This is a genomic window from Pseudalkalibacillus hwajinpoensis, from assembly GCF_015234585.1.
Classification (GTDB): Bacteria; Bacillota; Bacilli; order Bacillales; family Guptibacillaceae; genus Guptibacillus; species Guptibacillus hwajinpoensis_B.
In genome coordinates, this window is record NZ_JADFCM010000008.1 from 1944041 (window position 1) to 1970482 (window position 26442).

The following is a 26442-nucleotide window of genomic DNA, read 5'->3' on the forward strand; positions in this document are numbered from 1 at the left end:
AATTTCCTCTAAAATTTCTAAAAACTTTTAAAAACAATATTTATTCCACATAATTCTTAGCTATTCTTCAATTTACTACACGTTACTCGTTTTTCTGAATACTCTTTCAATTTTGTCGAATTTTCTTCATCCACAGTATATCATGGTTAAAAAACGAAAGAAAGCGAACAGTGAGCTTTTTTTAGCTCGCTGTTCGCTTCTCATGACGACTTTCTTCATAAATATTAATCCCAGCCTCTTCTAGCATCCATTCAATGTGAACACCATAGCCTGAAGTGGAATCATTGACGAACACATGCGTGACTGCACCGATTACTTTTCCCTCTTGAATAATCGGACTTCCACTCATTCCCTGTACAATTCCACCTGTTTCTTTTAATAGTTCAGGATCCGTTACCTTAATAACCATTCCTTTTGTCGCTGGAAACTTCTGTGGTATTGAACTGATCACTTCTACATCGTATTCTTTTACTTCACTACCTTTAACCACTGTTAGTATTTTGGCAGGACCTTCCTTCACTTGGTGAGAAAGTGCAATAGGCATTGGTTGGTCATACATCCCTTTTTTGACTTCATCATTCATTTCTCCAAAAATTCCAAATGGACTGTTGCGTGTAATCGTTCCAAGCTTTTGCGCCGTATTAGAAAATCTAGCCAGCTTCTCACCTGGATGTCCATTGCTCCCTTTTTCAATAGAAGTGACAGATGATGGATAAATTTCTCCATGGTTCACTACAATTGGCTTTTTTGTATCCATATCAGATATAACGTGTCCGAGTGCACCATACTTCTTTGTATTAGGATGGTAAAATGTTAATGTTCCAACTCCAGCTGCAGAATCACGTATATATAATCCAATCCGGTATGATTCATTTTGTTTATCTTTCACCGGAATCAGCTTCTTACTTAATTCTTCATTTTCTCTCACGATTGTAACTTTTAGTGCATTACCGTCGCTACCGGCTTTCTTAACAATTGTTCCAATGTCACTCATTTTCTTAACGGTTTGACCATTGATCTTAGTAATAATATCGCCAACTTGTATATCTGCTATTTCTCCCGGAGAACGATCTCCCTCATTTGTATGAATTAAATGGTGGCCAACTACTAACACCCCACGTGTGTTTAATTTAACACCTATAGACTGTCCTCCAGGTATAACCTTAAAATCAGGAAGAACTTTCACACCAACTTTTTTGACTGGGAAATCGCCTACCGTTAAATCCAGAATATCAGAACCGCTTTTTTTGCCGTTTATCGTAAGGTTGCTTTTCTGCTGATCTAGGCTTGCCACTTCTATACTTCCTAGCGAAGCAACAGCAGGTATTACAGATGAGATTCTGGTTTGATCTCCTTCGAACATGATAATCTCGTCTGGGATAGTTAAAAATAATTGTACCGGCTTTGAAAAACCAAGTGCAATTAAAAAACCAAGGAGAACTACGCCTAACAATTTACGAAACATCTCTATCTTCAATCCTTCACTCTCCTCGCTCTTGCTCACACCTCCAACATGGCTGTATCTATAATTTTGCCTTGAGTCGCGGTTATTATAACCTCTAAAAATGAAAATGCTACCCTGAGTTGGATAGCATTTCAAATCATGATTTTATTTGGTTCGCTTGATGCAATAATTCTCTCGCATGTTTCTTTGTTAGCTCTGTCATTTCAGCGCCAGATATCATTCTTCCAAGTTCTTCAATTTGTTCTTCATCACTTAAATTACCAACACTTGTCTTTGTTCGCCCTTCACCCGTTTCTTCTTTAGAAATATAAAGGTGATGGTCAGCCATTGCGGCAACCTGAGGAAGATGTGTAATAACAAGAACTTGAGAACCAGAAGAAAGGCGCTGAATCTTCTCAGCCATCGCTTGAGCTACTCTTCCACTAACGCCTGTATCAACCTCATCAAAAATAATAGAGGTAATTCCCTGGTGTTTTGAAAAGATGGATTTTAACGCTAGCATTATACGTGATAATTCACCGCCAGATGCTGTTTTTGAAAGCTCTTTAAGCGGCTCACCTGGATTTGTAGAGATCATGAAATCAATATCATCTTGTCCTGATCTGTGAAAGGATTCTTTTTTATTATTTAAGTCATTAAAATGAATAGCAAATTCTGTCTTTCCCATATATAAATCTCTAAGTTCATGATGTATCGCCTCTACAAGATCACTGGCGACCTTTTTACGAAGTCTTGTAAGGTTTTCCGCTTCTACGGTCAAGTCGGCTTTAATACCTTTTAAATTGGATTCAAGCTCTTCTACGCGGTCTTCTCTATTTACAAGTTCATCGACTTCATCTTCAATTGAAGCAGCGTATTCCAAAATTTCTTCTACCGATTCACCGTATTTCCTTTTGAGCACCTGAATTTCATTAAGGCGCTCTTCTACAAAATCTAGACGAGCAGGATCAAATTCGAGTTGATCTCGATATGTATTTAACTTTCCAGCCGTTTCTTCAAGCAGATAAAATTGATTAGCTACTTCTTCGTGGTATCCTTGTAATTCCTCATCAAGATCAGTTACTGATTCAAGTTGCGCCATCGCAAGTCCTACCCAGTCTAATCCTTTATTATCTCCATGCAGAGAATGATAGACATCTTGAAGAGCAGAAAATAATTTCTCAAAATTGCCAAGACGTAGCTTCTCTTCCATTAATTCTTCATCTTCATTTGGAGATAATTCTGCTTTTGAAATTTCTTCAAGTTGGTATTGAATTAAATCTAATCTATGTGCCATTTGTTGTTCGTTTTCTGTCAGATTCTTCATCTGCTGCTGAATTTTCTTGTATCTTTGAAAAATGTCTCGATATTCCACTAATGCCGGACTAATAGCACGGTCACCAAATTGATCGAGCAACGTTAAATGTTTGTCTGATTGCATCAAATCTTGGTGTTCATGCTGCCCATGTATATCAATAAGTGTTTGACCAATTTCCCTTAAAATCCCGAGTGTGACTAACTTTCCATTGACTCGACAAATGCTCTTACCAGTATTTGAGATATCACGTCGCAATACGACCATATCATCAGTAAACTCGATCCCAACGTCCTCAAGCTTTTGAACTGTTGGATGCTCAGGTTCAATGTGAAACAACCCTTCGATTTCTGCTTTTTTTGTTCCATAACGAACGAATTCAGCAGAACCTCTCCCACCAACTAAAAGTCCAATGGCATCTATGATAATGGATTTACCTGCGCCCGTTTCTCCAGTAAGGACTGTTAATCCACGATCAAATGAAACGGTGATCGCTTCTATGATCGCAAAATTACGAATGGATAGTTCCGCTAACATATTCTCCCACCTTCAAAAGATCCTCTTTCATTTTCCTAAAGCATGTCAATAAAGCGTTGTGATAACATAGGTGCAGCATCGGCACTTTTGCAAATGATTAATATAGTATCATCTCCGCTAATGTTTCCCATGATTTCTTCCCAGTCTAAATTATCTATTAGCGCACCAATCGCATTCGCATTACCAGGAAGCGTTTTCATAACGATAAGATGATCCGCATGATCTATGCTAATAAATGCATCTGTTAATGTTCTCTTCAATTTCTGAAGTGGATTAAAGCGCTGATCTGCAGGAAGACTGTATTTGTATCTACCATCAATTGTTGGCACTTTAACAAGATGAAGTTCTTTAATATCCCGTGAAACAGTGGCTTGAGTTACATTAAAGCCAGCGCTCTTCAGGCAATACACAAGTTCATCTTGTGTTTCAACATCTTGATTGGCAATCATTTCACGAATTTTGATATGACGTTGTCCTTTATTCATTGTATAACCTCCAGAAGTTCCGGTAAGTAAAATCTGACAGCCTTATTATATAGCCACGCTTCTCTTTTGTATAGACCCTCATAAATATTCACTCGTAAAAAGATATTTTCTGGACTAAATACGAATAAACTTCTCTGGTACAGTGACGAACGAGAAAAAGGACACACAGCGTGTATCCTCTATAACTTTTGATGCGCTTCTTCTACAACTTCTTCAGGCGTAGGAATTGTTTCGTTAACCATATCCTGCTGCCAGCCCAAGTATAATAAAAATTCGATATTTCCTTCACCACCGGTTATTGGAGAAAAAGAGATGCCTTTGATCTGATAGCCTTCTTTAGTCGCGAAGTCCATCATTTCTTTTAGTACACGTAAGTGAATTTTTTTATCACGTACGATTCCTTTTTTCCCAACTTCTCCTCTTCCAGCTTCGAATTGAGGTTTTACAAGTGCAATCACTTCTCCATTTTCTTTTAAGATCTGCTTAAGAACTGGCAAAATCAATTTTAAGGAAATAAAGGAGACATCTATGGTGGCAAGATCTGGCAACCCCTGTTCAAAGTCTGCTTTCTCTGCATATCTAAAATTTGTTCTTTCTTTAACAACTACTCGGTCATCTACACGTAATTTCCAAGCTAATTGATTATATCCAACATCAAGTGCATACACGAGTGAAGCACCATTTTGCAGCGCGCAATCCGTAAACCCACCTGTAGATGAGCCGATATCCAATACAACTTTGTTTTCGGTGAGAAGAGAGAAGACGTTAATCGCCTTCTCAAGTTTTAAACCACCGCGTCCAACATAACGAAGCGTATCACCTTTTATTTGTAAACTAATGTCTTCTGCTACTTTCACACCCGGCTTGTCCATTCTTTCTGTTTCCGAAAATACAAGGCCAGCCATGATCGCTCTTTTTGCTTTTTCTCTTGTATCGATTAGTCCACGATTAACAAGGATTACATCAAGTCTTTCCTTCTTAGCCATTCTCTTTTATGCCCTCTTTTGTTTTGCTGGAATTATTTTCTTTGCTTTCGCAACAATATCATCTGGAGTTAAGCCGATTTCTTTTAATAGTTCATTGACACTGCCGTGTTCAATATATGCATCTGGTATGCCCATTCTTTGAATTGTACCGTGTTGATAACCGCTGTCATTCACATATTCAAGTATAGCACTACCAAATCCACCTTGAAGAATCGCTTCCTCCACTGTTAACATCGGAATTCCTTCTTGCATAAGTTCAGCCATCATTTTCTCATCAAGGGGCTTAATAAAACGAGCATTAATTACTCGAGCTGAGATGCCTTCTTGTTCAAGCTTCTCTGCAGCTTTCAAAAGGTCTTGAAGCGTAGGACCAAAAGAAAGGAGTGCGACATCTGTTCCTTCGCGAATCACTTCCCAAGTACCAATTGGAATTTCTTTTAAGTCTTTATCCATCTTCGTACCGATGCCATTTCCTCGCGGATACCGAACTGCAATCGGTCCTTGATTATACTTCATTCCAGTATTCACCATATGTTGCAATTCATTCTCATCTTTAGCCATCATTAAGACCATGTTCGGTAAATGACGAAGGAACGAGATATCGAATACTCCCTGATGTGTTTCCCCGTCTGCTCCGACAAGACCAGAACGATCAACTGCAAGAAATACGTTTAGATTCTGCCTGCACACGTCGTGAACAAGCTGATCATAGGCTCTTTGGAGAAACGTGGAGTAGATAGATAAGACAGGCTTCAGATTTTGTGTAGCAAGTCCTGCAGCCATCGTTGTAGCATGCTGTTCTGCAATTCCTACATCAAAAAGTCTTTCTGGAAATTGCTTTTCGAACGCTTCCCATTTTGAACCAACTGTCATAGCTGGCGTAATAACAGAAATGCGATCATCTTTTTCAGCGAGCTTCCGTACTGTTTCACTTACTACCTTGCTGTAGCCTGGGGCAGCAACTTTCGGTTTAATCTGTTCACCAGCTTCGATTTTATAAGGACTCACACCGTGCCATACACCGATCTGATCGCTTTCAGCCGGTTGATAACCTTTTCCTTTTTTTGTTAACACGTGGATAAGGACAGGCCCTTTTGTTTTCTTAGCGTACTTAATATTCTCCATTAGAGCTTCAACGTCATGCCCATCTACTGGTCCAAGGTAGGTAAATCCAAGTTCTTCAAAGAAAATACCAGACACCAATAGATATTTCAGAGCATCTTTAACACGCTCAGCAGTCGAAGCAAGCGCACCACCGAAAGCAGGGATTTTCTTAAGCAAATATTCAAGCTCTTCTTTCGCTTTATGATATTTACCTGCTGTACGAAGTTTTCCTAGAATATTATGAAGTGCTCCAACGTTAGGAGCAATCGACATTTCGTTATCATTTAAAATCACTAGCATATCTTTCTGCTCATGACCAATATGGTTGAGCGCTTCTAAGGCCATTCCACCTGTTAATGCGCCATCCCCTATGATCGCGACAACACTCTCGTCGCTTCCTTTCATATCACGAGCAGCAGCCATACCCATCGCCGCAGATAATGATGTAGAACTATGACCAGTTTCCCAAACGTCATGCTCACTCTCATTTCGCTTAGGGAATCCACAAAGACCTTTGTATTTTCGCAAAGTATCAAATCTAGAAGCTCGTCCTGTCAGAATTTTATGAACGTATGCTTGGTGTCCTACATCCCAGATAAATTTATCTTTTGGACTATCATAAATTTTATGAAGAACGATTGTCAGTTCAACCACACCAAGGTTAGGACCAAGATGTCCACCAGTTTCAGACAATTTATTAATTAAAAAACTTCTAACTTCTTCTGCAAGCTCGGTCATTTCATTGATATCATAATTTTTGAGAAACTTAGGATTCTCAATCTTTTCTAAATCCATGGGAATGTCCTCCCCTTCTTATTTCGATTTACGGTTTCCCTTTTTCTTTTTGGATTGGTTGCCTACCATTTTAATTTTAAATGTTTTTTCTACATAATATAAGAACCGACCTACTTGAAAAATGATTCCAGTAGAAAAATGGATCGCAAACGTTTTTCCGAGCGCTTTTCCTCCGACCGTCAACGCAGCTATGACGCTGGTAAATACTACTGATACTATATATTGAAACAAAGATCCATCGCTATGTCCAAGTTGAAGTGTTAATTGTACGACAACGGTTGCGGAGGCTGTACCACTTATAATACCCGAAATATCACCAATTACATCATTACAGAAGCTTGCTACGCGATCTGCGTTACGTGTAACAAAAATTGCATGCTTCGCCCCGGTTAGGCGTTCAGCAGCCATAGCGTGGAAGGGTACCTCATTTGCTGCTGTTGAAGCAACCCCAATTGTATCAAAGAATATACCAATTAGAACGATTAATAATACTACAATCATACCAATTGCCCAAGATACACCACTTAATACAGCCGTCGATATAATTGAAAAAATAGCCGCTAACACAAGTGTGATAACGGCAATAGCTAAACTCCAGTTTATGGATTTTGATACGGAAGCTTTCATATCTACTCCTTGTCCATTATATAATCACATAAAAATAGGTATCCAGCTGGCAGGAATTCATGGGGTCAGTTCGTTTCCCCCTGTTCCCTGTCAGTTGAACACCCCTTTACTCATATGTATCGAAGAGTGGTCACTTAAAGAGTAAAGACTGCGGCTTAGGTCCAGTAGGTTTTCCCAGATAGATACCTGAACGTCGCCATTCAGGCGGTTTCCCTTTACATCTATCTTAGCGTAGTCACCATGCGCTAGACTGGATTACCACTTAGTCCGCACTATAATCCCCTTTAAGTGTCACTCGGAACAGTCTAGGAGTTTTCCTCAACAGTTCCACACATTTCCTAGCCTCTTTTGCAGAGCAGATTTCATATGGGTGGTAGGAAAAAAGCGGCCGGCCGAGCTGCAAATTTCCAATAATCCATAATCCCCTCTAGCTCCACTCAAGGCAGGCTACGCTGTTCAACTGCGTTCCCATGCAGCTGCAACAGGTTCATACCCCAATTCATAGCAGGCAGCGTTAACCGCTCTACTACAAGAATGGGCCTCCGCGGAAGCAGGGTCAACGCCCACATGCCTTTGTGGATCGCCCTGCGACCTTAACTCCCAGCATCGACCCAAGTCTGGGCGACTCAAGCCAACACCAGGAACTTCATCGATGTGCCCTATGGCGGATTTTTAGGCCCGCCTTCAGAAATGGCGAACTGACTAGAATACTGCACCACTCAATCTTAACTTATTATACCACAGGTTATGATTATGCTCAATTATATGTTAATGATCACGCTCTACAATAAACTTTGCAATCGACCTTAATCTATTTTCCTTTATGTTAGCGGCAGAAAGGTGAGATAATCCCTCATCAAAATGATGCTTTAATTTTTCTTTAGCGCCCTTTAAGGACAGAAGCTTAGGATATGTGCTTTTCTCGTTATTCTCATCACTTCCTGGTTGTTTACCAATCTTGCCTTCATCTCCTTCAACATCAAGGATATCATCACTTATTTGGAATGATAACCCGATGTGCTCACCGAATGCTTGGAGATGTTCCCGTTGAAGTGGCGAAGCATTTCCAATAATCGCCCCTGCCATAATGGAAAACATAAGAAGCTTCCCAGTCTTATGATGATGAATATACTCAAGTTGTTCTAACGTTAATGCTTGTTTTTCACCATCCAAATCTGCCATTTGCCCACCAACCATACCCGAAGGTCCAGCAGCATGAGACAATAACTTAATAAGCTCTACTTTTTGCTCGCTCGTTAAGTTGGAGTCTGCAATAAGTTCAAAACTTTGGGTTAAAAGGGCATCACCAGCAAGAATAGCCGCCGCTTCGCCGAAAACGATGTGGTTTGTAGGTTTTCCTCGACGCAAATCATCATTGTCCATAGCCGGCAAATCATCATGAATTAGCGAATACGTATGAATCATTTCTACAGCACAGGCAATGGGGATTGCTTGATCAATCGATTCGCCAAATGCTTCTACAGTAGCAAGCATTAATATCGGGCGGATCCGCTTCCCTCCCGCATGAATCGAATACAACATCGCTTCTTTTAATGATTCTGGCATTTCAAGATGATTAATATATGAAGGCAGTTCTTGATCAAGCAGTTTTTTACACTCATTCATATAAGAGCTAAGATCTTGGATCACGCTTCATCCTCCTGCACAGAAAAACGCTTGATTTCACCGTTTTCCTCAACAATTTGATCCATTTTCCCTTCAACGGATTGCAGTTTTTCATGACAGATGTTTGATAAGTTCATCCCCTCTTGAAAGAGTGAAATAGCTTTTTCAAGAGGAACGTTTCCCTCTTCTAAGGCCCCTACGATTTGTTCTAACTTTTCCATTGCTTCTTCAAATGTGACGTTCTCATTTTTCTCCATTCGAATCACTCTCCTCTAATCCCCATACATGGCAATCAATTTTTCCATCTGTCATTTCAAGTTTAAGAACATCTCCAGGTTGGACCTGACTAACAGACTTAATGAGTTCTTCTTCTTTATATGCAAGGCTATACCCCCGCTCCATTACTTTCAATGGACTTAATGCATTCAATTTCCCAGCAGCAAGTGAGAAATCACGTTGTTTTCCAACTAAAACACGTTGCATTTCCTTATTCAAAGAATTCTTGAGCTCTACAAGCTCTTGACTCGCTTCTTTTAGAAGTTTTTGGGGGTGCTGCTTTTTTAATTGCTTATGGTTTCGATCGACTTGTTCTTTTGTATACGACAATAACCGCTTCATATTTCTCTGCAATCGCTCTACTTGCAAATCAAGCTCTTGTTCCTTTTGCTTCAATAGTTGATCTGGATAGCGAAAAGCATAAGACTTTTGGAGGTTTGACAGCCGATCTCGATCGGAGACAAGTTTTTCTTGCATTACTCTCATGAGTCTATGTACTCTTTGATCAACTCGCTCTTTCAATTCCACTACACTAGGGACTGCTAATTCAGCAGCACCAGTTGGTGTCGGCGCTCTTAAGTCAGCAACGAAATCCGCAATCGTAAAATCCGTTTCATGGCCTACCGCAGAAATAATCGGTACGTGCGACCTAGCAATACTTCTTGCGACTTCTTCTTCATTAAATGCCCATAGTTCTTCAATAGATCCACCGCCACGCCCCACAATCAGCACATCAATCATTTTCATCGCATTCGCCATCTCTATAGCTTGAACAATCGATCCCTTAGCACGATTTCCCTGCACGAGAACGGGAAAAACCGTAATTCGCGCAGCTGGATACCGTCTTTTAATTGTTGTGAAAATATCTCGAATGGCCGCTCCAGTAGGGGAAGTAATAACGCCAATTTCTGTAGGATAACGTGGAATTTGCTGTTTGAGGTTATCAGAAAACAATCCTTCAAATTCGAGTTTTCGTTTCAACTCTTCGTAAGCTAAATACAGATTACCAATTCCATCAGGTTGCATTTCTTTTGCATATAGCTGATATTGGCCATACGGCTCAAACACAGATATTTCTCCACGGATCAGTACTTTCATTCCGCTTTCGGGTTTGAATTTCATATGTCGATTATTTCCTGCAAACATGACAGCCTGAACACGTGATTTATCATCTTTAACTGTAAAGTAAAGATGTCCTCGATTGTGAAGCTTCACATTGGATAATTCGCCACGCAACCAGACATCTTGCAGTGCAGGTTCATTATCAATCATTCGCTTAACATGTCTCGTAAGCGCCGTTACCGATATATAGCGATCCGCTTTCACAACTATCCCCTCCTACTTAAATTAGCTTTTTTGGATAATCTTAGAGAGGACACCATTCACAAAACGCCCTGATTCTTCTCCACCGAATAACTTCGCAAGTTCAACGGCTTCATTTAAACTAACGTTAACGGGTATATCATCTCTGACTACCATTTCATAAGAAGCCATGCGTAGTACTGAACGGTCAACATTTCCGATCCGATTAAATGTCCAGTTCACAAGATTTTCTTTAATGACTTCATCAATTTTTTCGAGGTTCTCAAGCGTTCCGAAGACAAGCTCAGATAGAAACTCGTCAACTTCCCCCTCATTTAAAACGTGTTGAAGAGCCTCACGTGGATCGGTGTCTGTTACATCTATTTGAAACAATACCTGGATGGCTTTTTCTCTTGCATGTCTTCTTTTCATTGCTATACTCCCTTTACGCTAATATTGCTATACCAATAAATAATAGCATACTGTAGAGGACAAATACAGGTTTTGCAATGTCCAATTGTTTTCACAAACAAAAAAGCAGGGGGACAATCCCCGCTGCTTATTCTTCGTTCTCTGGTTCTTTTTTATCAAATGTAATGCCTACAACACTCACGTTGACGGCACTGATTTCTAGAGCAGTCATTGTAAGAAGGGCCTGACGGATATTTTCCTGAACCTTCTCACATACTTCCGGAATGGATAAACCATAGCTTACCACCACATAGGCATCTAGGATGATCCCATCTTCATCAAGTTCCACCTTGACGCCTTTTCGATGATCCTTTCGCCCAAAGCGTTCTACAACACCAGAGGCGAAATTCCCTCTCATCTCTGCTACACCATCAACTTCAGAAGCTGCAATACTTCCAATGACTTCGATAACTTCAGGTGAAATCTCTACTTTTCCAAGACCAGTATCGTGCTCTTCCATTTCAAATGATTGAAGTTCATTCATTCTGAACACCTCACTTAGAATTCATTGATTGCTCTGTTAAATCATATTTCTCAAGAAACTTTGTATTGAAATCGCCGCTTACAAATTTCTCATGATTCATAAGGCGCATATGGAACGGAATAGTTGTTTTAACACCTTCAACGACAAATTCTCCTAGTGCTCGCTTCATTCTAGCGATAGCTTCTTCTCGAGTATCAGCATAAGTAATCAGCTTTGCAACCATTGAATCATAAAAAGGTAAAATATCATACCCTGGATAAACAGCTGAATCAACTCGAACTCCAAATCCACCCGGCGGCAGGTACATTTCAACCTTACCAGGGGACGGCATAAACTTTTTGTCAGGATCTTCTGCGTTGATACGGCACTCAATCGCCCATCCTTTAAACGTCACATCTTCTTGTTTGTATCGAAGTTCTTCATCAGAAGCTGCTCGGATTTGTTCCTTAATTAAGTCAATACCCGTTACCATCTCAGTCACAGGGTGCTCAACTTGAATGCGCGTATTCATTTCCATAAAATAAAAATTCCCTGTTGGCTCAAAAATAAACTCCACAGTTCCTGCACCGGAATATTGAACGGCTTGAGCAGCTCGCACTGCCGCATCTCCCATTTTCTTTCTGATTGTTGCGTCAAGAGCTGGAGAAGGGGTTTCTTCCACTAGCTTTTGTAAACGCCTTTGTATAGAACAATCACGCTCACCTAGATGGATCGCATTCCCATGATTATCTGCAAGAACCTGGATCTCTACATGTCGGAAGTCTTCAATAAACTTTTCAATGTAAACCCCAGGGTTTCCAAATGCGGTAGAGGCTTCTTGTTGCGTAATATTGATTCCTTTTACTAATTCATTCTCATCCTTAGCAATACGGATTCCTTTACCGCCACCGCCAGCAGTAGCTTTAATAATGACGGGATAACCCATTTCGTTCGCAAGAGCTACTGCTTCGTCAGCATCTTTAATAATCCCTTCAGAGCCAGGTACAATCGGAACTCCAGCTTCCTTCATTGTCGTTCTAGCAACGTCTTTCGTGCCCATGCGATTAATGGCTTCAGGACTAGGACCAACAAACGTCACATTGCATTCTCTACAAAGCTCAGCAAAATCGGCATTTTCAGCTAGAAAACCATATCCGGGATGAATGGCGTCAACCCCTGTCACAGTAGCAATACTCATGATATTCGTAAAATTTAAATAGCTGTCTTTTGCTGCTGTGGGTCCGATACAATAAGCTTCATCAGCAAGTCTAACATGAAGCGCATCTTTATCCGCCTGGGAATATACGGCTACTGTTTCTATTCCGAGCTCTTCACAAGCTCGTATGATTCTTACTGCTATCTCTCCGCGGTTAGCTACAAGTAATTTCTTAATCTCCATCCTATCATCACCTATGCTTTCACTAAAAACAGAGGCTGTCCGTATTCAACCAGCTGACCATCTTCAACTAGCATTTCTACGATTTCTCCATTTACCTCTGCTTCTATTTCATTAAAAAGCTTCATTGCTTCAATGATGCAGACTACGCTATCTTCCGAAACTTTTTCTCCTGTTTTCACATAAAGATCTGACTCTGGATTTGGACGAGCATAGAACGTTCCCACCATTGGGGATTCTATCTTATGTAATGATTCATCCTGTTTCTCTTCTTTTGGTTCTTCAGTAGCTTGCTCTTTTGAAGAAGACGCCACTTGCTTCACTGGCTCAGGCGCCTGTTGTGCAACGGGCTGCTGAACAGGCTGCTGTACCGGTGCTTCAGCATATTGTACGTCGTTTTTCTTTAATACAATTTTAGACCCATCATTTTCGTATTCGAATTCATCAATGCTTGATTGATCAATAAGTTTGATCAATTCGCGAATTTCTTGAACTTTTAACAAGACTTCCACTCCCTGTCATCTTTTTTCAAATTTAGTATTTAGGAGGTTTTTCTGTGCAGAAGACACGCTCCAACCTATAGCAATTATAGCATAATAAAGATGTGTATTAGTATCTCCAGCATTTCATCTAACAAATCAAACCTCAGAATTAAGACCATTATATAAAAGCAGGTCCTAAGCCTATTCATCATATCATATCTTCAGTTTACTTGGTAGAAGGCATCTTTGCACACCGACCTATAATAAGGGTAACAAACCTAGAAAACGTTTTCATCTATAAAATTATTGTGTGGATTATCTATATACGCTCACTTTATAAAATTGGTATTTTATCTACTATTGTTTATTTTTCAATAACCGCTTCTTTCTGAATGAAACTCTTTTCACAATACTTTCAGAGCATAAATGGGTCAAAACAAAAAAGATGGAGTGAACTCCATCTTTACTTTGCTGCAGCCTGAAATTCAACCGCTATTCTATGGCCTTCTCCTAGTTGTTCCTCTGCTAGTACCATAATGTTGTTGGCTTCTTCATTCGAGAGTTGATCTGCTTTAACAATAACTCTTACTTTATCATCATCTAGCGTATAAACTACCGCATCGCTATACCCTTCTGACTTTATCACATTTTCCAATACAGATTCTTTTTGAGATAATGCCATCAATTCTTGACGTTGCTCATGTGCCTCATTTCTAAGGTCAGCAGATGCTTCGCTTGCAATAACTGCCGTATAGTCTTCAATCGCTGCATCTCGTTGTTCTTGAATCTCAAGTCTTATGGATGCAAATCCTTCCTCACTTGAAACACTTGAAGAAACAGCATCTCCTTCTTCTGCGTTCGTTTCTTTTGCCTCTTCTCCTTTACTTTCCTCACCACTCTGCTCTTGATCCTGATCCCCTACAAACGCTACATTATCAGTTCCAGGAGTCATAATATAATAGGCTGATAAAACAATGATTAAACTTAACATCGTTAGTAACCACACTGTTTGCTTTTTCAAAACCATTTAGGATTCCCCCTTTAATTTTTTCGGAAGCACCATGACACGGTGACTCTTGACGTCTAGCAGTCTTGTTACTGCATCCACGATCATTTTCTTTACTTCCATATTCTCTGCTCCAACTGCTACCACTACAACTCCTCGTACGACAGGCTTCTTTGTACTAACAATGATAGGCTCCTGTCCGTTGTCATTTTGAATGACGACAACTTGTTCTTCACTTGACTGTTCTTCAATCTTTCTTGAACCTCCATCATTTGGAGATTCATCCGTATATTTATCAGTAGAAGTGCTGTTCTTCTCAACGATTTTTTCTTCTGTAGAATCTAAATTCACAATAACTGTGGCATCAGAAACTCCTGCCACTTCATCTAAAGCTTCTTTCAGCTGTGTTTCGTATACATTCTCGTATTCAGCCATAGACGACGGATTGGACTTTTTTTGACTAAAGGTAGGTTCACTATCCTTCGAACCCGCCTGCTCTGAAAACACTTCCTGGACTTGTTCAGGCGACTGGAAAAAGCTTCCGGAAAACATGAAGATAACGCCAATCCCCGCAGCAATAATCAAATATAATAACGGGATTCCCTTTTTCTTTTTAGGCTTCTTCAATTGATCAAGCCAGCTAGTTGGTTTTTCATCCACGTTCCCTACTCTCCTCCTTTCACCTGAACTCCGACTTGTTTTGGATACAACTCCCACTCATCTGCAAGAAAGTATGCAACCTTACGCGAGAGAGTATCCGTTTCTTCGACCTCTTCCTCTTGAATATCAATTGATACGGATACAGCATCCACTTCCTGAACAGATTTTTCTGCTCCTGCTTCATTTACTGTTACTGCAATTTGATCAATATCCTTTTCCCCATCAAGATTCTTTAACTGAAGACTAACGCTTGTGATCTCGAGGTTAAACTGGTCCCTCAACTCCTTTTCTACCTGGCTTTTCATTTGGACAGCCATTTGTTCTTCAATATATGCAGCATTGGATGCTTGTATTTCACTTTTCTTTGATTCTATCTGATTTTCCATATTTGCATTTAGAGTTGAGTCAGTGAGCGTTACTGTTCGGAGCATGGCATCAAAGTCTTTTGTGAAAATCGTGAGTATAGGAGATAAAATAACCGCCATTAACATTAAACCTATAACCATCTTTACATAACGCTGCATATTTGAATTTGGCAACAATAGTTCTAGCACTGTTGCTAGAAGGATTAACACAATAATATTTGTAATCCATCCTGTAATAATATCCACACGACACCTCCTAACGCACCATTAACGTAATATTGCCAGATGCTATAATAATCGTTACAGCAAGAAAGAACATCAATGAAACAATAGCAAGGGCCGCAAATATGAACAAAATGCTTTTTGATATAACATTTAAGGATTGAATAATTGGACCACCGCCCAATGGTTGAATCACCGCTGCAGCAATATTATAGATTAGTACTAGTGATAATACTTTTAGCGCCGGAAAAGCGCAGATCATTAAGAGAATGACAACCCCAGCTAAGCCCACCGTGTTTTTTAATAGAACAGAGGCGCTTAACACCGTGTCGGTGGCATCTGTAAACATCCGACCAACGACTGGGATAAAGTTACCCGTTACAAATTTCGCAGCTCGTATCGTAACGCCATCCGCTACCGCAGTTGTCGCACCTTGTACTGAAATAACCCCTAAAAAAACCGCAAAGAAAACGCCAAGAGTTCCTATCGCTACATTTCGTAATAAATTAGAAAGCTGGGTAACCTTGTACTGCTCACTGATAGTACTTACAATAGCGAGGACCGCTGATAGAAAGAGCATTGGAAGTACAAACTTCTGAATAAGTAATCCACCAGTATTTACAAGAAATAAGACGATCGGATGAAAGAAAGCAACAGAAGCTACTCCACCCACAGATGCCATTAAAGCTAAAAGCAATGGAATTAATGCAAGTAAGAATCCCATCATGTTAGCTATAGCATCTTCTGTATACTGAATCGCAACATGAAAGCTATTTAGTGCCAGGATAATTAAAACCATATAAATAATGCCATACGCTACTGTACTAACTGCTTTATGTTCAAATGCATTTTGCATGTTCTGCAGAAGGATACTAAAAATTGTAAGAAGGATCAGACTCCCAAGAAGCTTTCCATGCACAAGCAGTTCATGGAAGAGAAACTTTAGTAGGCCAATAAAATACGCTTTTAAAGATATCTGCTTTTCTCCTTTAATGAATTCCATAAATGAGCCTTTCTGACTTTCAGGTAAAAAACCCCCGTATTCTTCAATGACTTCATCCCAATAATCTTGTATTTCTTGTAAACCAAGCGTATTTAACTGCTTGTCTACAAATTGACTTGAAAGAGGCTCCTCTTCCCCTTTTGCCGCTACTGAAGATTCAAAAAACATAAGAGAAAAGCAGAGGAATAGCAGCATCAACAGCATTTTTTTCATGTGAGGCATGTCCCTCTCCCCCTCTTATGATGGTAATAATTTCAATACTGTTTCTATGATTAACGTTAAGATTGGAATTGCCATAGCAAGAATCAACAACTTACCAGCAAGTTCAATTTTCGATGCAATTGCGCCTTGACCCGCATCTCTTACAATTTGCGCACCGAATTCTGCTATATAAGCGATTCCGATAATTTTTAAAACCGTTTCCACATACACGATTTCAACATTCGCTTTTGCTGCAAGACTTTCAAGCATTCGAATAATGTGTTGAATTTCTCCTATTAAGTAGAGAAAAATTAAAGCGCCTGTGAAAACCGTAATCGTGAAGGCAAACACAGGCTTTTGCTCTTTGACCACAATAACTAGGAAGGTAGCGATTAATCCTAAGCCGACTATTTGTAAAATATCAATCGCAGTCACCCCCTACCCTTGAAAAAGGAAGACTCCTCGTATTTTCTGAAAAAGATCATCTATAATTGTAATGACCATATAAAGGACAACAATAAATCCTATTAAAGTGACCCAGTGCGCGTATTCCTCTTTTCCCATTTGCTTTAAGATTGTATGAAGCATGGCAACGATAATACCAATACCAGCTATTTGAAAAATCGTATTTACATCATGATTCATCTACGCTTCCTCCCAATGACTAAATCAAAAGTATGACAAGAAGAATACCGCCAAGTACACCAAGGCTTTTAAACATTCTTTCATATTTCATCTGATTATCTCTCGCTTCACTTTCTTCTCTCTCTAAGTGAATTAATGCCAGCTTCAGTTGCTTTTGCTCATGTTCTCGATCATGCTGACCAATGGTAGCGCCTAATTGCTTCATCACTTCTTTTTCCTCATTTTTAAAGGCAGTGTATTTCCAAACTTCCTCCATACTTTCAATCCATGCTTCATACGCAGTAGCATGGCCTGCCTCAAGCTTCCTCCTAAATGAATCAAAAAACCACGATACAGGATGACCAACCTGTCTACATATATGACTACAAGCAACGCTTAAAGGTGTCATTCCGTAAACAATCTCTGCTTCTAGTGACTGTAATGCCGCCTTCAACTGACGTAATTGGCGTGACCGTTCACTAACTGTCCTGGACCATTCCACACCTGCCCATGTGCTTGCCATAATGATGAGCACTGCACCTAGTAACTTCATGCTAGATCACCTTTTTACGTCGAATTTCCTTACCGGTTTTATCTTTAATCGCACTAATTGTTCCTGGACCATCTTCTCGCGACAGTTCGACGATACGATCAAAGCACCCCGACTTTAATAACCCCTGCATACTTGGCCTACGGTTTAAATCATCCAATTTCGTCCCATGGACTGTCACTACGAGATTAATCCCAGCATTTATTGCTTCGATAATCGCTTCACTGTCTTCTTTTCGTCCAATTTCATCTACAATCAGTATTTCTGGACTCATGGAGCGAATCATCATCATCATTCCTTCCGCTTTTGGACACGCGTCGAGTACATCAACACGGTCTCCCAATCGATGTTGAGGGATCCCCTGTACACATCCAGCTATTTCTGAGCGCTCATCGACAACGCCTACCTTTGCTGATGGAATCCTTCTTAATTCATCTCCTTCAGCCATAAGTCGAGTTAAATCACGAAGCATTGTCGTTTTACCAGACTGAGGTGGCCCTAATATAATCGTATTCATCCACCTTCCAGCATATAGATATGATACTAGCGGTATAGCTATTCCAAGCTTTTGCTTCGCAATTCTCACATTAAATGAAGCAATATCTCTAATGGCTTTGACATGTCCATTTAGTGTAATAACCTTCCCTGCGAGGCCTACACGATGCCCTCCCTCAATCGTTACAAAACCTTTTTTAAGTTCTTCTTCCAGAGCATAGAGAGAGTAGTGACTTAGCTTATTTATCATTTGTAGACCATCATCTTTTGAAATAAAATAGCCCTGGCCATTTAAGAGAGGAAAATCCGGCTTCCCGTTGATCATTATCTCAAGTGGACGGTTAATACGCATTCGAATTTCTTCAATCGTCGATCTTTCAACAATTGAATACTGATTCAAGATTTTTTGTACATTTTCCGGAAGCACGCGAAGAACTTCTTCCAAGAATGTCCCCCCTCTCTAAGCTTGTTTCTCCCTACACTACTATTCCTGCCTTGATTAAATTATGTCTCTACTAAATCTATGAAAGGGTTCCAATTAAAATAAAGGCAACCCCTATCATGATAAAAATAATTTTCATAATTGATAGATCACCTGCTAGACCAATCAACCCCACTGACATGGTAACTACTAAAATAATTGGACCAACTATAGCGAGAATGGCATTAATCATCATGGCTGTTCTTAGATCCTGAATAAAAAGAATGAGAATCGCTGCTGTAAGCTCAATCACACCAGAAAGTATTCGAAGCACTCCCATGACAAGAACGGAATGAATCATCTCTAGCCTCCCACAAATTGTTTGTACAACTTATGATGAATTTATGATTTTCAGAAGAAATTCGTAAATCATATAACTCATTTCATTATTGAGAAATCAGCTTCATAATGCACCTGAGGCAAATAGTATGTTAGTTAAATTGTTGCATTTAAAATATTGAACTTATTGGAGGAAAACAAAAAAACCACCCAGCGAAGGCTGGATGGTCATTTTGCTTTTAAACCATTTAATATAAATTGAACTGTCAGTTCAATCTCCTGCTCATCATCCCACTCACTCTCCGGCACCATAATATACCGTGCAAGAAAAAACCCGAGAACGGCTGTTATCGAAAGTCTGATCGCAGAGGAAGGCGGAATTTGGATTAATTCGCCTTTCTGTTGGAAGTGAACGATCACTTTTTCAAATCGATCAAACAAATCCTTTGCTACATGCTCGATAAATTGGGTACGAAGTTCTTCATGAAAAGGAATCTCCTGCATCAAAATTTTAACAATTGGTAAGTGCTTGTGTATGAACGCCTGTCTATTTTTTACAACAGCTCTCAAAAAATCCTCATAGTGCTCATAGTCTGGTTTTAATACTTTGTCTAAATCTTTCACGATGAAAGGGGCGACAAGATGGCTCATAACAGGTGTAACAATAGCGAGCAGCAAGTCTTTCTTTGTATTATAATGGCGAAATATTGTTCCTTCCGCTACACCAGCACGTCTCGCAATTTGACTTGTTGAGGAAGCGGAGAATCCTTTTTCCTGGAACATTTCAACTGCCGCTTTAACAATGCGTTTTTGTTTCTCAGTTAAATCTCCGGACTCGCTTACCTCTTCATCAAATAGCCATTCCATGCTGTCTTCTATCTTTTTCATAAGCTCCCCCTGACTCTAAATGCGTCGGTGTTTTTTTAGTGCGTATATATTTAAAATCATAAAAGCGATTGAGAATCCAAATAAAATAAGTAAATCAATCCATATTTCTGTTATTCCCTGTCCTTTAATCATAACATTTCTAAGAGCTTCAGCTCCATAATACAAAGGAGTTAACGGACCAATCCAGCTTAAATAATTTGAAATCGTATCAAGATTAAATAACCCAGAAAAAAAGAGTTGCGGTACAACAACAAGTGGTATAAACTGAATCATTTGTAATTCATTCTTTGCAAATGATGAAAGTAAAGTTCCTAAAGTTAGGGCACTTAATGCTAGCATGAGTGTTATAAGTAGTACAAAAAAGAAAGCGCCTTCCATTTTTAAATCAATCACATAAATACTATATAGGGCAATGATCGCTGATTGAAACATAGTAAATAATCCAAAGCCGATCACGTATCCAATTACAAGTTCCCACCTTTTAATAGGACTAGCTAAAACTCGTTCCAGCGTCCCCTGGGTTCTCTCTCTCAAGAAAGAAACTCCAGCAATTAAAAACACAAAAAAGAAAATAAAGAAACCAACTAGTACAGGACCAAAGTGATCAAATGAAGTCATGTCACTCGAGCCAAAAAGATAAGATACATCTAAATCCACTTCTTCGTTGTTTACCATAGAATTACTTCTAACAAGATTAATTACTGCTTGATTAATGGAGGGATCACTGCCCTCTAGATGTAGTTTCTTTTCCCCATTGCTGAAGTCAATGACTGCATCATAATCTTCTTTCAGTAGTGACTCAATGGTATCTTTTGACGTAACTTTTTTAACAATAGAATGCTCTTCTATTCTTTCGACGAGTTGCTCAGGTATATTTAGTGTGCCCACTTTCAACTCCAGGTCTTCCCCGTTAAACACTAGCGATAACATGGTTAAAATGATAATTGGTGCCACAATCATTAGGCCCATCGTTCGCTTATCATGAATGAACTGCCTCAATATACGTTTTACAACGGCTGTAATTCTCATTCCTTAACACCCCCATATGAAAGAAAAGCTTGCTCAATTGTCGTCGAATCTGTTTGCTTTTTCAATTCTTCTGGGGTTCCAACAGCAATCAACCGACCATCTCGAATCATCCCAAGCCTTGAACATCTATCAGCTTCATCCATTACATGAGTCGTAACGAGAATAAGCACGCCCTTTTGTCTCAGATTTTCAAACGTATCCCATATCTTTTGTCGCAAGGACGGATCTATGCCAACAGTCGGTTCATCAAGCAACAGAACTTCAGGGTCGTGCAATAAAGCGATAGCAAGTGATAAGCGACGCTTCATTCCTCCTGAGAAGTCTTCCACTCTTTTCTGAAGTTCTTTTTCTAAATCTACTAGCCTCATAGCAGATAAGATACGATCTTTTCGATCACGACGACTCACACCGCTAAGCGTTGCAAAGAATTCTAAATTCTCATAAGCGGATAGTTCACCATACAAAGCATCCGCTTGTGCCATATAGCCGATCCGCTTCATTATCTTTAAATCAGGCATTCGTTCACCTAATACTGTTACCTTTCCTTCTGAAGCCTCTTCAATACCACAGAGCAGTTTGACAAATGTCGTTTTTCCAGATCCTGATGGTCCTAGCAGACCAAATATCTCACCTTCCTTAAGTGAAATGCTTATATTATCTAAGATCGTAGTCGTGCCAAATCGTTTTGTAACACTTGCTTGGATAGCATCTTTTTGCATATGATCCCTCCTAAAATGAGTGATTACTCACTTTATTATACCATTCATCGCTTTGTTGTAAAGTGAGTAATCACTCATTTTTATTTTAAAAAAAACCGCTCAAACAGAGCGGTTTAAAAATGTTTATCCTCTTGATACATACTCCCCTTTAGAAGTATCGATAATTAAAACATCTCCCTGATTAACGAAGAAAGGCACTTGAACAGTTAAACCTGTTTCAACAGTTGCAGGCTTAGTTCCACCGGAAGCTGTGTCCCCTTTAATACCAGGCTCAGTTTCAGTAACAACGAGTTCCACCGTATTCGGCAATTCAACTCCGATCGTTTCTTCACCATAAGTACGAATTGAAATTTCCATGTTTTCTTTTAGAAATTTAAGTTCATAACTAATTTGCTCTGCAGGAAGTTCAACTTGCTCATAAGTAGTAGTATCCATAAACGTATGCATGTCGGCACTTGCATAAAGATACTGCATTTTACGATTTTCAATATGAGCTTTTGCTACTTTTTCTCCTGCTCGGAAGGTTTTCTCTTGAATTCCACCAGTACGAAGGTTACGTAGCTTCGTTCTTACGAAAGCTGCTCCCTTACCAGGCTTCACATGCTGGAAGTCCATTACCGTCCAGATGCCATTATCCACTTCAATTGTAAGTCCAGTTTTTAAATCGTTAACAGAAATCATTAATAGTCCCTCACTTTCATTATTCGCCGAGGATCAGCAATTCCTTAGTAGAATGAGATAACGTCTCATTGCCAGTTTCAGTAATTACTGTATCATCTTCAATTCTTACTCCGCCTTTACCAGATAGGTAAATACCTGGTTCAACGGTTACTACCATACCTGGCTCTAATACTGTATCAGATTTGGTTGAAAGACTAGGTCCCTCATGTACTTCAAGACCAACCCCATGGCCTAGTGAGTGCCCAAAGTATTCTCCAAAGCCTTTAGAAGTAATTAAGTCACGTGATAGAGCATCTGCTTCTTTCCCGCTCATTCCAGGCTTAATTTGTTCCATCGCCTTTAATTGAGCTTCTAGGACAGTATGATAAACACCTTTAAGCTCTTCTCCAGGATCCCCAACAGCCACAGTACGTGTAATATCAGAACAGTACCCTTTATAATAAGCACCAAAATCAAGTGTTATCAGTTCGTTCTTTCCAATGATTTTATCACTTGCGACGCCGTGCGGAAGAGCTGAACGTATACCCGACGCAACTATAATATCAAATGAAGACGAGGTTGCGCCATTTTTTCTCATGAAAAACTCTAGTTCATTAGAAACGTCCAATTCAGTTAGACCCGTACGAATGTATGATGTAATATGTTGGAAAGCAGCGTCTGCTATTTCGGTTGCTTCTTTAAGAACCTTTAATTCACTCGAATCTTTAATCATACGATGTTTCTCAAGAATACCATTAATCGGTACAAGTGTACCGTCTACTTTATTCTCATATGCTTTAAAAACTTGATATGTAACCTGCGTTTCTTCAAAGCCAAGTTTTTTAACTCCTAGTTCATTCGCAAGCTTTGCTACTTCTCCAACAATCGGGCCTTTATGCTGCACAATATCAAACCCTTGTGCTTGCTCTCGTGCCTGATCCATATAGCGGAAATCTGTTACAAACTTCGCTTCTTTCTCAGTAATGAGAACAACACCTGAGCTACCTGTAAACTGGGAAATATATCTACGATTGCTTGCTGAAGTAATTAACATCGCATCTATATCATACTCTGTAAATGACTGACGTAGTTTCTCAATACGTTCCACTGTTTCGTCCCCCTTTAAAATGATGGCTATGTTAATGAACGTTGTTTATTATTGGCTCATATACGCTCTGTAACGACCAACCGTCTGAACAAATTTATTTGCTCGAAGCGATTGATCGTCACAGAGCGACCTTTCTATAGAGCTGAAAGGCAAGTGAAATGAAGATTTCACTCGAGTGAGCCAAAAATCGAGAATCAACAGTATAAGCTAACATAGCTAACTAAAATTATAGAAATGACCGCAATGCCAGTTCGTACCCATTCAAACCAAATCCTACCACTTGCCCTTCCGTTACTGGTGAAATAACAGATGTATGGCGAAAAGGTTCTCGCTTATGTACATTCGAGATGTGTACTTCCACAACCGGTACAGGAACACTTGCGATAGCATCTCGTATGGCGTAACTATAGTGAGTAAAAGCACCAGGATTTAAAATGATACCTGAAGCACTTTCTGCTTCGTGAATCCAGTCAATGATATCTCCCTCATGGTTTGATTGACGAAAAACAACAGCAGCGTCATTCTCACTAGCAAATTGTGTTAACCGTTGTTCAAGCGTCTCTAACGTGTCATTACCATAGATGCCGGGTTCACGCTTGCCAAGTCGATTTAAGTTAGGTCCATTTATTACGTAGAATGTTTTCATCCCGGTCTCCTTCATCACGATCTGACTTCTATATTAAATAGAAAAAAAAGAGAATGTTCCATGAACATTCTACCATAGCTTCATTTATTTGAATAGGAAGCGCCCTTCTGCTGGTTTTCATGATATTCAAAAGAAATCGAATACCCGATAAAGACTCCGTAAAGAAGATAAAGGCATATCGTAGTAATGACTGTGTTGCGATCAAGTTTCGTAATCGTTGGCAGATCGATGAACATTGGATTGAGTAAATAAAATACAATTATCCATAATACAATCCCATAAGCAAGTCCTGCAAGCATGTTATTTATTTTCACAAGCGTTACTTTGTACAAAAAAGCTACAAGTATGGATACAAGCCCCAGGGCAAGAATTCCAATCCACTGCCCTAGCTGTTCATTTTTCCATTCGCCAAGTGCCCATGGTGACAAAATGAGAGAGGGTGGTATCTTAGTAAATTTAAATAAGTATGTGAGATAACCAATTACACCCCAAAAAAGTCCTCCAGCAATCCCGATTGTAATAACTTTTGATGTAAAAGATAAAGGTTGCTCCTGCTTATTTTGTTCAAGTTGCTCATTCTCTTTACCATCTTTCTGCTTCTCTTTATCCATAACACTCACCTCCCCCTTAAGCATTCCCTGTTGATGATGGAATTATTTATTAGAAGAATTGTCTATTGAAAAGATTAAAATTGCCGGTGTTGGGGAAAATGATTATTACAATCTATTACCTAGAGGTTTTTGCCTATTTCTTGTAGAATGGTATAAAGTACAATTTGTTAGAGTTTGATCGCTTCAAAACATTCTACTTCATACAATAGGTTGGTGAGAGATATTGTCAGATACAAATAAGCCTGCTTATGGCGGGCAAGCGGTTGTTGAAGGTGTTATGTTTCAAGGGAAACATACGTCTGTAACCGCCATTCGGCGCAAGGATGATTCAATTGATTATTTAGAAGTTCCGAAGCAGCCGAAGCCTATCCGAACAAAGCTTAAGAAAATCCCATTCATACGTGGTGTTGTTGCGATTATCGACGCCAGTGGCAATGGAACTAAACATTTGAATTTTTCAAGTGAACGCTATGATGTGGACCCTTCGGAAGATGAGGAAGTGTTAGGTAAGGAAGAGCCTTCCAAAATAACGCTTTTATTAGGTGCAGCAGCCATAGGCGTTATCTCGTTTGCATTCGTAAAAACGATTTTCACTATATTACCCGCCTTAGCCGCAGCCTCACTTGAGTTTATATTTCCAGGGCACGTTGTACAGAACTTGATTGAGGGTTTCATTAAGCTCATTCTATTGCTTGGGTATATTTATTTTATTTCGTTAACCCCAATTGTAAAAAGAGTCTTTCAATATCATGGCGCTGAACATAAAGTCATCAACGCTTATGAAGCAGGACTTCCTATTACAATAGAGAATGTTCAAAAGCAATCGCGTCTTCATTATCGATGCGGAAGTAGCTTCATCCTTTTCACAGTAGTCATTGGGGTATTTATTTATCTTCTTGTTCCTACTGATCCATTATGGGTAAGGTTACTCTATCGTGTTGCATTAATTCCGGTAGTTCTTGGAGTTTCATTCGAAGTTCTCCAATTAACGAATAAAGTTAGAGAAGTTCCTGTATTAAAAGTGCTTGGCTATCCTGGGTTATGGGTTCAGCTACTAACAACCAAAAACCCAGATGATAAACAAGTTGATGTTGCAATCCACTCATTTAATGAACTACTTTCTCGAGATAAACAACGAGAGGAAGACGATTCAAGCACAAAAGTTGTGTAAAGATGAACAGGAGGTGAATCATTTGTCGCGCCGTGTTGTTCAACCTCTAATTTATTTATTAATTGGCCTAGCAGCTATTGGTTTTGTTTGGAAAATGGTCACAGACCCTCAAGGACTTTTCATGCAACTTCTTATCACTGCTGCGATTGCTGCGATCATGATCTTCGTTGTCAGAAAGTTAATGGCTAGAAGAATGGGTCAACAATCAACTTCCTATCAAAAGGCCGCTAAACAATCAACCAAAATGAAAAAGAAAAAAGCTACACCAAGAAAAAATGCACCTCACCTTCGTGTCATTCCATCTAAACGTCTTTCTCCTAGAAAGCGCTCTTTACAGGAGGATCGAAAACAAAATCCTTTTACCGTAATCGAAGGACGTAAAGGAAAAAAGAAAAACAGAGCTCTCTTTTAACAT

At 39.5% G+C, this 26442-nt stretch carries 31 protein-coding genes; 2 read left to right on the forward strand and 29 right to left on the reverse strand.

What is annotated here, in order from left to right:
• Positions 1–181: 181 nt before the first annotated feature.
• The 29 genes from spoIVB to IQ283_RS21750 all read right to left on the reverse strand — a co-directional run bounded on the left by spoIVB (position 182) and on the right by IQ283_RS21750 (position 24856).
• The gene (gene spoIVB / locus IQ283_RS21610; RefSeq protein ID WP_242057409.1) at positions 182–1477 is read right to left on the reverse strand and encodes a SpoIVB peptidase; all 1296 of its coding nucleotides are present in this window, start codon (positions 1475–1477) and stop codon (positions 182–184) included.
• 124 nt (positions 1478–1601) lie between these two features.
• Entirely contained in the window at positions 1602–3296 is a 1695-nt protein-coding gene (gene recN, locus IQ283_RS21615) for a DNA repair protein RecN (RefSeq protein ID WP_194222101.1), read from the reverse strand.
• A gap of 35 nt (positions 3297–3331) precedes the next feature.
• Positions 3332–3781, reverse strand: coding sequence for a transcriptional regulator AhrC/ArgR (gene ahrC / locus IQ283_RS21620; RefSeq protein WP_098444159.1), 450 nt, complete (start codon positions 3779–3781; stop codon positions 3332–3334).
• Positions 3782–3960: 179 nt separating this feature from the next.
• Entirely contained in the window at positions 3961–4767 is an 807-nt protein-coding gene (locus IQ283_RS21625; protein ID WP_194222102.1) for a TlyA family RNA methyltransferase, read from the reverse strand.
• A gap of 6 nt (positions 4768–4773) precedes the next feature.
• Positions 4774–6666, reverse strand: a complete 1893-nt coding sequence (dxs, locus tag IQ283_RS21630) for a 1-deoxy-D-xylulose-5-phosphate synthase (protein ID WP_194222103.1) — start codon at positions 6664–6666, stop codon at positions 4774–4776.
• Between the two features lie 18 nt (positions 6667–6684).
• A complete protein-coding gene (locus IQ283_RS21635; protein WP_194222104.1) occupies positions 6685–7293 on the reverse strand; it encodes a hypothetical protein in 609 nt (202 codons plus the stop codon).
• A 768-nt stretch (positions 7294–8061) separates the two neighbouring features.
• On the reverse strand, positions 8062–8943 hold the full coding sequence (locus IQ283_RS21640) for a polyprenyl synthetase family protein (protein WP_242057410.1): 882 nt from the start codon (positions 8941–8943) through the stop codon (positions 8062–8064).
• On the reverse strand, positions 8940–9176 hold the full coding sequence (locus tag IQ283_RS21645) for an exodeoxyribonuclease VII small subunit (protein WP_194222105.1): 237 nt from the start codon (positions 9174–9176) through the stop codon (positions 8940–8942). The genes IQ283_RS21640 and IQ283_RS21645 overlap by 4 nt, the downstream gene beginning before the upstream one ends.
• The gene (gene xseA, locus IQ283_RS21650; protein ID WP_194222106.1) at positions 9163–10521 is read right to left on the reverse strand and encodes an exodeoxyribonuclease VII large subunit; all 1359 of its coding nucleotides are present in this window, start codon (positions 10519–10521) and stop codon (positions 9163–9165) included. The genes IQ283_RS21645 and xseA overlap by 14 nt, the downstream gene beginning before the upstream one ends.
• Before the next feature lie 21 nt (positions 10522–10542).
• The gene (nusB, locus tag IQ283_RS21655; protein WP_194222107.1) at positions 10543–10929 is read right to left on the reverse strand and encodes a transcription antitermination factor NusB; all 387 of its coding nucleotides are present in this window, start codon (positions 10927–10929) and stop codon (positions 10543–10545) included.
• A gap of 127 nt (positions 10930–11056) precedes the next feature.
• The gene (locus IQ283_RS21660; RefSeq protein ID WP_194222108.1) at positions 11057–11452 is read right to left on the reverse strand and encodes an Asp23/Gls24 family envelope stress response protein; all 396 of its coding nucleotides are present in this window, start codon (positions 11450–11452) and stop codon (positions 11057–11059) included.
• A gap of 10 nt (positions 11453–11462) precedes the next feature.
• Complete coding sequence (gene accC, locus IQ283_RS21665) at positions 11463–12830, reverse strand: acetyl-CoA carboxylase biotin carboxylase subunit (protein WP_194222109.1); 1368 nt, start codon at positions 12828–12830, stop codon at positions 11463–11465.
• An 11-nt stretch (positions 12831–12841) separates the two neighbouring features.
• Positions 12842–13330: an acetyl-CoA carboxylase biotin carboxyl carrier protein gene (gene accB, locus IQ283_RS21670; RefSeq protein WP_194222110.1), complete on the reverse strand. Its 489-nt coding sequence runs from the start codon at positions 13328–13330 to the stop codon at positions 12842–12844.
• A 442-nt stretch (positions 13331–13772) separates the two neighbouring features.
• Positions 13773–14336: a SpoIIIAH-like family protein gene (locus IQ283_RS21675; protein ID WP_194222111.1), complete on the reverse strand. Its 564-nt coding sequence runs from the start codon at positions 14334–14336 to the stop codon at positions 13773–13775.
• Positions 14337–14975, reverse strand: a complete 639-nt coding sequence (gene spoIIIAG / locus IQ283_RS21680; protein WP_194222112.1) for a stage III sporulation protein AG — start codon at positions 14973–14975, stop codon at positions 14337–14339.
• A 5-nt stretch (positions 14976–14980) separates the two neighbouring features.
• Entirely contained in the window at positions 14981–15586 is a 606-nt protein-coding gene (spoIIIAF, locus tag IQ283_RS21685) for a stage III sporulation protein AF (protein WP_194222113.1), read from the reverse strand.
• 10 nt (positions 15587–15596) lie between these two features.
• A complete protein-coding gene (gene spoIIIAE / locus IQ283_RS21690) occupies positions 15597–16787 on the reverse strand; it encodes a stage III sporulation protein AE (RefSeq protein WP_408962615.1) in 1191 nt (396 codons plus the stop codon).
• A 15-nt stretch (positions 16788–16802) separates the two neighbouring features.
• Entirely contained in the window at positions 16803–17192 is a 390-nt protein-coding gene (spoIIIAD, locus tag IQ283_RS21695; RefSeq protein ID WP_194222342.1) for a stage III sporulation protein AD, read from the reverse strand.
• A 12-nt stretch (positions 17193–17204) separates the two neighbouring features.
• Positions 17205–17411: a stage III sporulation protein AC gene (spoIIIAC, locus tag IQ283_RS21700; RefSeq protein WP_048308951.1), complete on the reverse strand. Its 207-nt coding sequence runs from the start codon at positions 17409–17411 to the stop codon at positions 17205–17207.
• 19 nt (positions 17412–17430) lie between these two features.
• Positions 17431–17943, reverse strand: coding sequence for a stage III sporulation protein SpoIIIAB (gene spoIIIAB / locus IQ283_RS21705; RefSeq protein ID WP_194222114.1), 513 nt, complete (start codon positions 17941–17943; stop codon positions 17431–17433).
• A gap of 1 nt (position 17944) precedes the next feature.
• Positions 17945–18880: a stage III sporulation protein AA gene (gene spoIIIAA / locus IQ283_RS21710; protein ID WP_194222115.1), complete on the reverse strand. Its 936-nt coding sequence runs from the start codon at positions 18878–18880 to the stop codon at positions 17945–17947.
• Between the two features lie 76 nt (positions 18881–18956).
• Entirely contained in the window at positions 18957–19217 is a 261-nt protein-coding gene (locus IQ283_RS21715; protein WP_194222116.1) for a DUF2619 domain-containing protein, read from the reverse strand.
• 206 nt (positions 19218–19423) lie between these two features.
• On the reverse strand, positions 19424–20083 hold the full coding sequence (locus tag IQ283_RS21720) for a TetR/AcrR family transcriptional regulator (protein ID WP_194222117.1): 660 nt from the start codon (positions 20081–20083) through the stop codon (positions 19424–19426).
• 15 nt (positions 20084–20098) lie between these two features.
• Positions 20099–21112 carry an ABC transporter permease gene (locus IQ283_RS21725; RefSeq protein ID WP_194222118.1) on the reverse strand — a complete coding sequence of 338 codons (1014 nt, stop codon included), beginning with the start codon at positions 21110–21112 and terminating at the stop codon, positions 20099–20101.
• Complete coding sequence (locus tag IQ283_RS21730; protein WP_194222119.1) at positions 21109–21831, reverse strand: ABC transporter ATP-binding protein; 723 nt, start codon at positions 21829–21831, stop codon at positions 21109–21111. The genes IQ283_RS21725 and IQ283_RS21730 overlap by 4 nt, the downstream gene beginning before the upstream one ends.
• Positions 21832–21954: 123 nt before the next feature.
• A complete protein-coding gene (gene efp / locus IQ283_RS21735) occupies positions 21955–22512 on the reverse strand; it encodes an elongation factor P (RefSeq protein ID WP_194222120.1) in 558 nt (185 codons plus the stop codon).
• 19 nt (positions 22513–22531) lie between these two features.
• The gene (locus tag IQ283_RS21740; protein ID WP_194222121.1) at positions 22532–23599 is read right to left on the reverse strand and encodes a M24 family metallopeptidase; all 1068 of its coding nucleotides are present in this window, start codon (positions 23597–23599) and stop codon (positions 22532–22534) included.
• 226 nt (positions 23600–23825) lie between these two features.
• Positions 23826–24245, reverse strand: coding sequence for a type II 3-dehydroquinate dehydratase (gene aroQ / locus IQ283_RS21745; protein WP_194222122.1), 420 nt, complete (start codon positions 24243–24245; stop codon positions 23826–23828).
• An 80-nt stretch (positions 24246–24325) separates the two neighbouring features.
• Entirely contained in the window at positions 24326–24856 is a 531-nt protein-coding gene (locus IQ283_RS21750; RefSeq protein WP_194222123.1) for a YqhR family membrane protein, read from the reverse strand.
• 223 nt (positions 24857–25079) lie between these two features.
• Here IQ283_RS21750 and IQ283_RS21755 point away from each other — a divergent pair, with 223 nt between their 5' ends.
• On the forward strand, positions 25080–26027 hold the full coding sequence (locus IQ283_RS21755; protein ID WP_194222124.1) for a DUF1385 domain-containing protein: 948 nt from the start codon (positions 25080–25082) through the stop codon (positions 26025–26027).
• A gap of 22 nt (positions 26028–26049) precedes the next feature.
• Positions 26050–26439, forward strand: coding sequence for an SA1362 family protein (locus IQ283_RS21760; protein ID WP_194222125.1), 390 nt, complete (start codon positions 26050–26052; stop codon positions 26437–26439).
• The last annotated feature ends 3 nt before the right edge of the window (positions 26440–26442 follow it).

Excerpts from the sequence above, each read along its gene's own strand:
- recN (WP_194222101.1), bottom strand. The coding sequence starts at position 3,296 with ATGTTAGCGGAACTATCCATTCGTAATTTTGCGATCATAGAAGCGATC.
- IQ283_RS21715 (WP_194222116.1), bottom strand. The coding sequence starts at position 19,217 with ATGATTCATTCCGTTCTTGTCATGGGAGTGCTTCGAATACTTTCTGGT.
- IQ283_RS21720 (WP_194222117.1), bottom strand. The coding sequence starts at position 20,083 with ATGAAAAAGATAGAAGACAGCATGGAATGGCTATTTGATGAAGAGGTA.
- IQ283_RS21625 (WP_194222102.1), bottom strand. The coding sequence starts at position 4,767 with ATGGCTAAGAAGGAAAGACTTGATGTAATCCTTGTTAATCGTGGACTA.
- IQ283_RS21675 (WP_194222111.1), bottom strand. The coding sequence starts at position 14,336 with ATGGTTTTGAAAAAGCAAACAGTGTGGTTACTAACGATGTTAAGTTTA.
- accC (WP_194222109.1), bottom strand. The coding sequence starts at position 12,830 with ATGGAGATTAAGAAATTACTTGTAGCTAACCGCGGAGAGATAGCAGTA.
- nusB (WP_194222107.1), bottom strand. The coding sequence starts at position 10,929 with ATGAAAAGAAGACATGCAAGAGAAAAAGCCATCCAGGTATTGTTTCAA.
- IQ283_RS21725 (WP_194222118.1), bottom strand. The coding sequence starts at position 21,112 with ATGAGAATTACAGCCGTTGTAAAACGTATATTGAGGCAGTTCATTCAT.
- IQ283_RS21750 (WP_194222123.1), bottom strand. The coding sequence starts at position 24,856 with ATGGATAAAGAGAAGCAGAAAGATGGTAAAGAGAATGAGCAACTTGAA.
- IQ283_RS21635 (WP_194222104.1), bottom strand. The coding sequence starts at position 7,293 with ATGAAAGCTTCCGTATCAAAATCCATAAACTGGAGTTTAGCTATTGCC.
- IQ283_RS21645 (WP_194222105.1), bottom strand. The coding sequence starts at position 9,176 with ATGGAGAAAAATGAGAACGTCACATTTGAAGAAGCAATGGAAAAGTTA.
- efp (WP_194222120.1), bottom strand. The coding sequence starts at position 22,512 with ATGATTTCTGTTAACGATTTAAAAACTGGACTTACAATTGAAGTGGAT.
- IQ283_RS21660 (WP_194222108.1), bottom strand. The coding sequence starts at position 11,452 with ATGAATGAACTTCAATCATTTGAAATGGAAGAGCACGATACTGGTCTT.
- spoIIIAC (WP_048308951.1), bottom strand. The coding sequence starts at position 17,411 with ATGAATCATGATGTAAATACGATTTTTCAAATAGCTGGTATTGGTATT.
- IQ283_RS21730 (WP_194222119.1), bottom strand. The coding sequence starts at position 21,831 with ATGCAAAAAGATGCTATCCAAGCAAGTGTTACAAAACGATTTGGCACG.
- aroQ (WP_194222122.1), bottom strand. The coding sequence starts at position 24,245 with ATGAAAACATTCTACGTAATAAATGGACCTAACTTAAATCGACTTGGC.
- dxs (WP_194222103.1), bottom strand. The coding sequence starts at position 6,666 with ATGGATTTAGAAAAGATTGAGAATCCTAAGTTTCTCAAAAATTATGAT.
- spoIIIAB (WP_194222114.1), bottom strand. The coding sequence starts at position 17,943 with ATGAAGTTACTAGGTGCAGTGCTCATCATTATGGCAAGCACATGGGCA.
- ahrC (WP_098444159.1), bottom strand. The coding sequence starts at position 3,781 with ATGAATAAAGGACAACGTCATATCAAAATTCGTGAAATGATTGCCAAT.
- spoIIIAE (WP_408962615.1), bottom strand. The coding sequence starts at position 16,787 with ATGCCTCACATGAAAAAAATGCTGTTGATGCTGCTATTCCTCTGCTTT.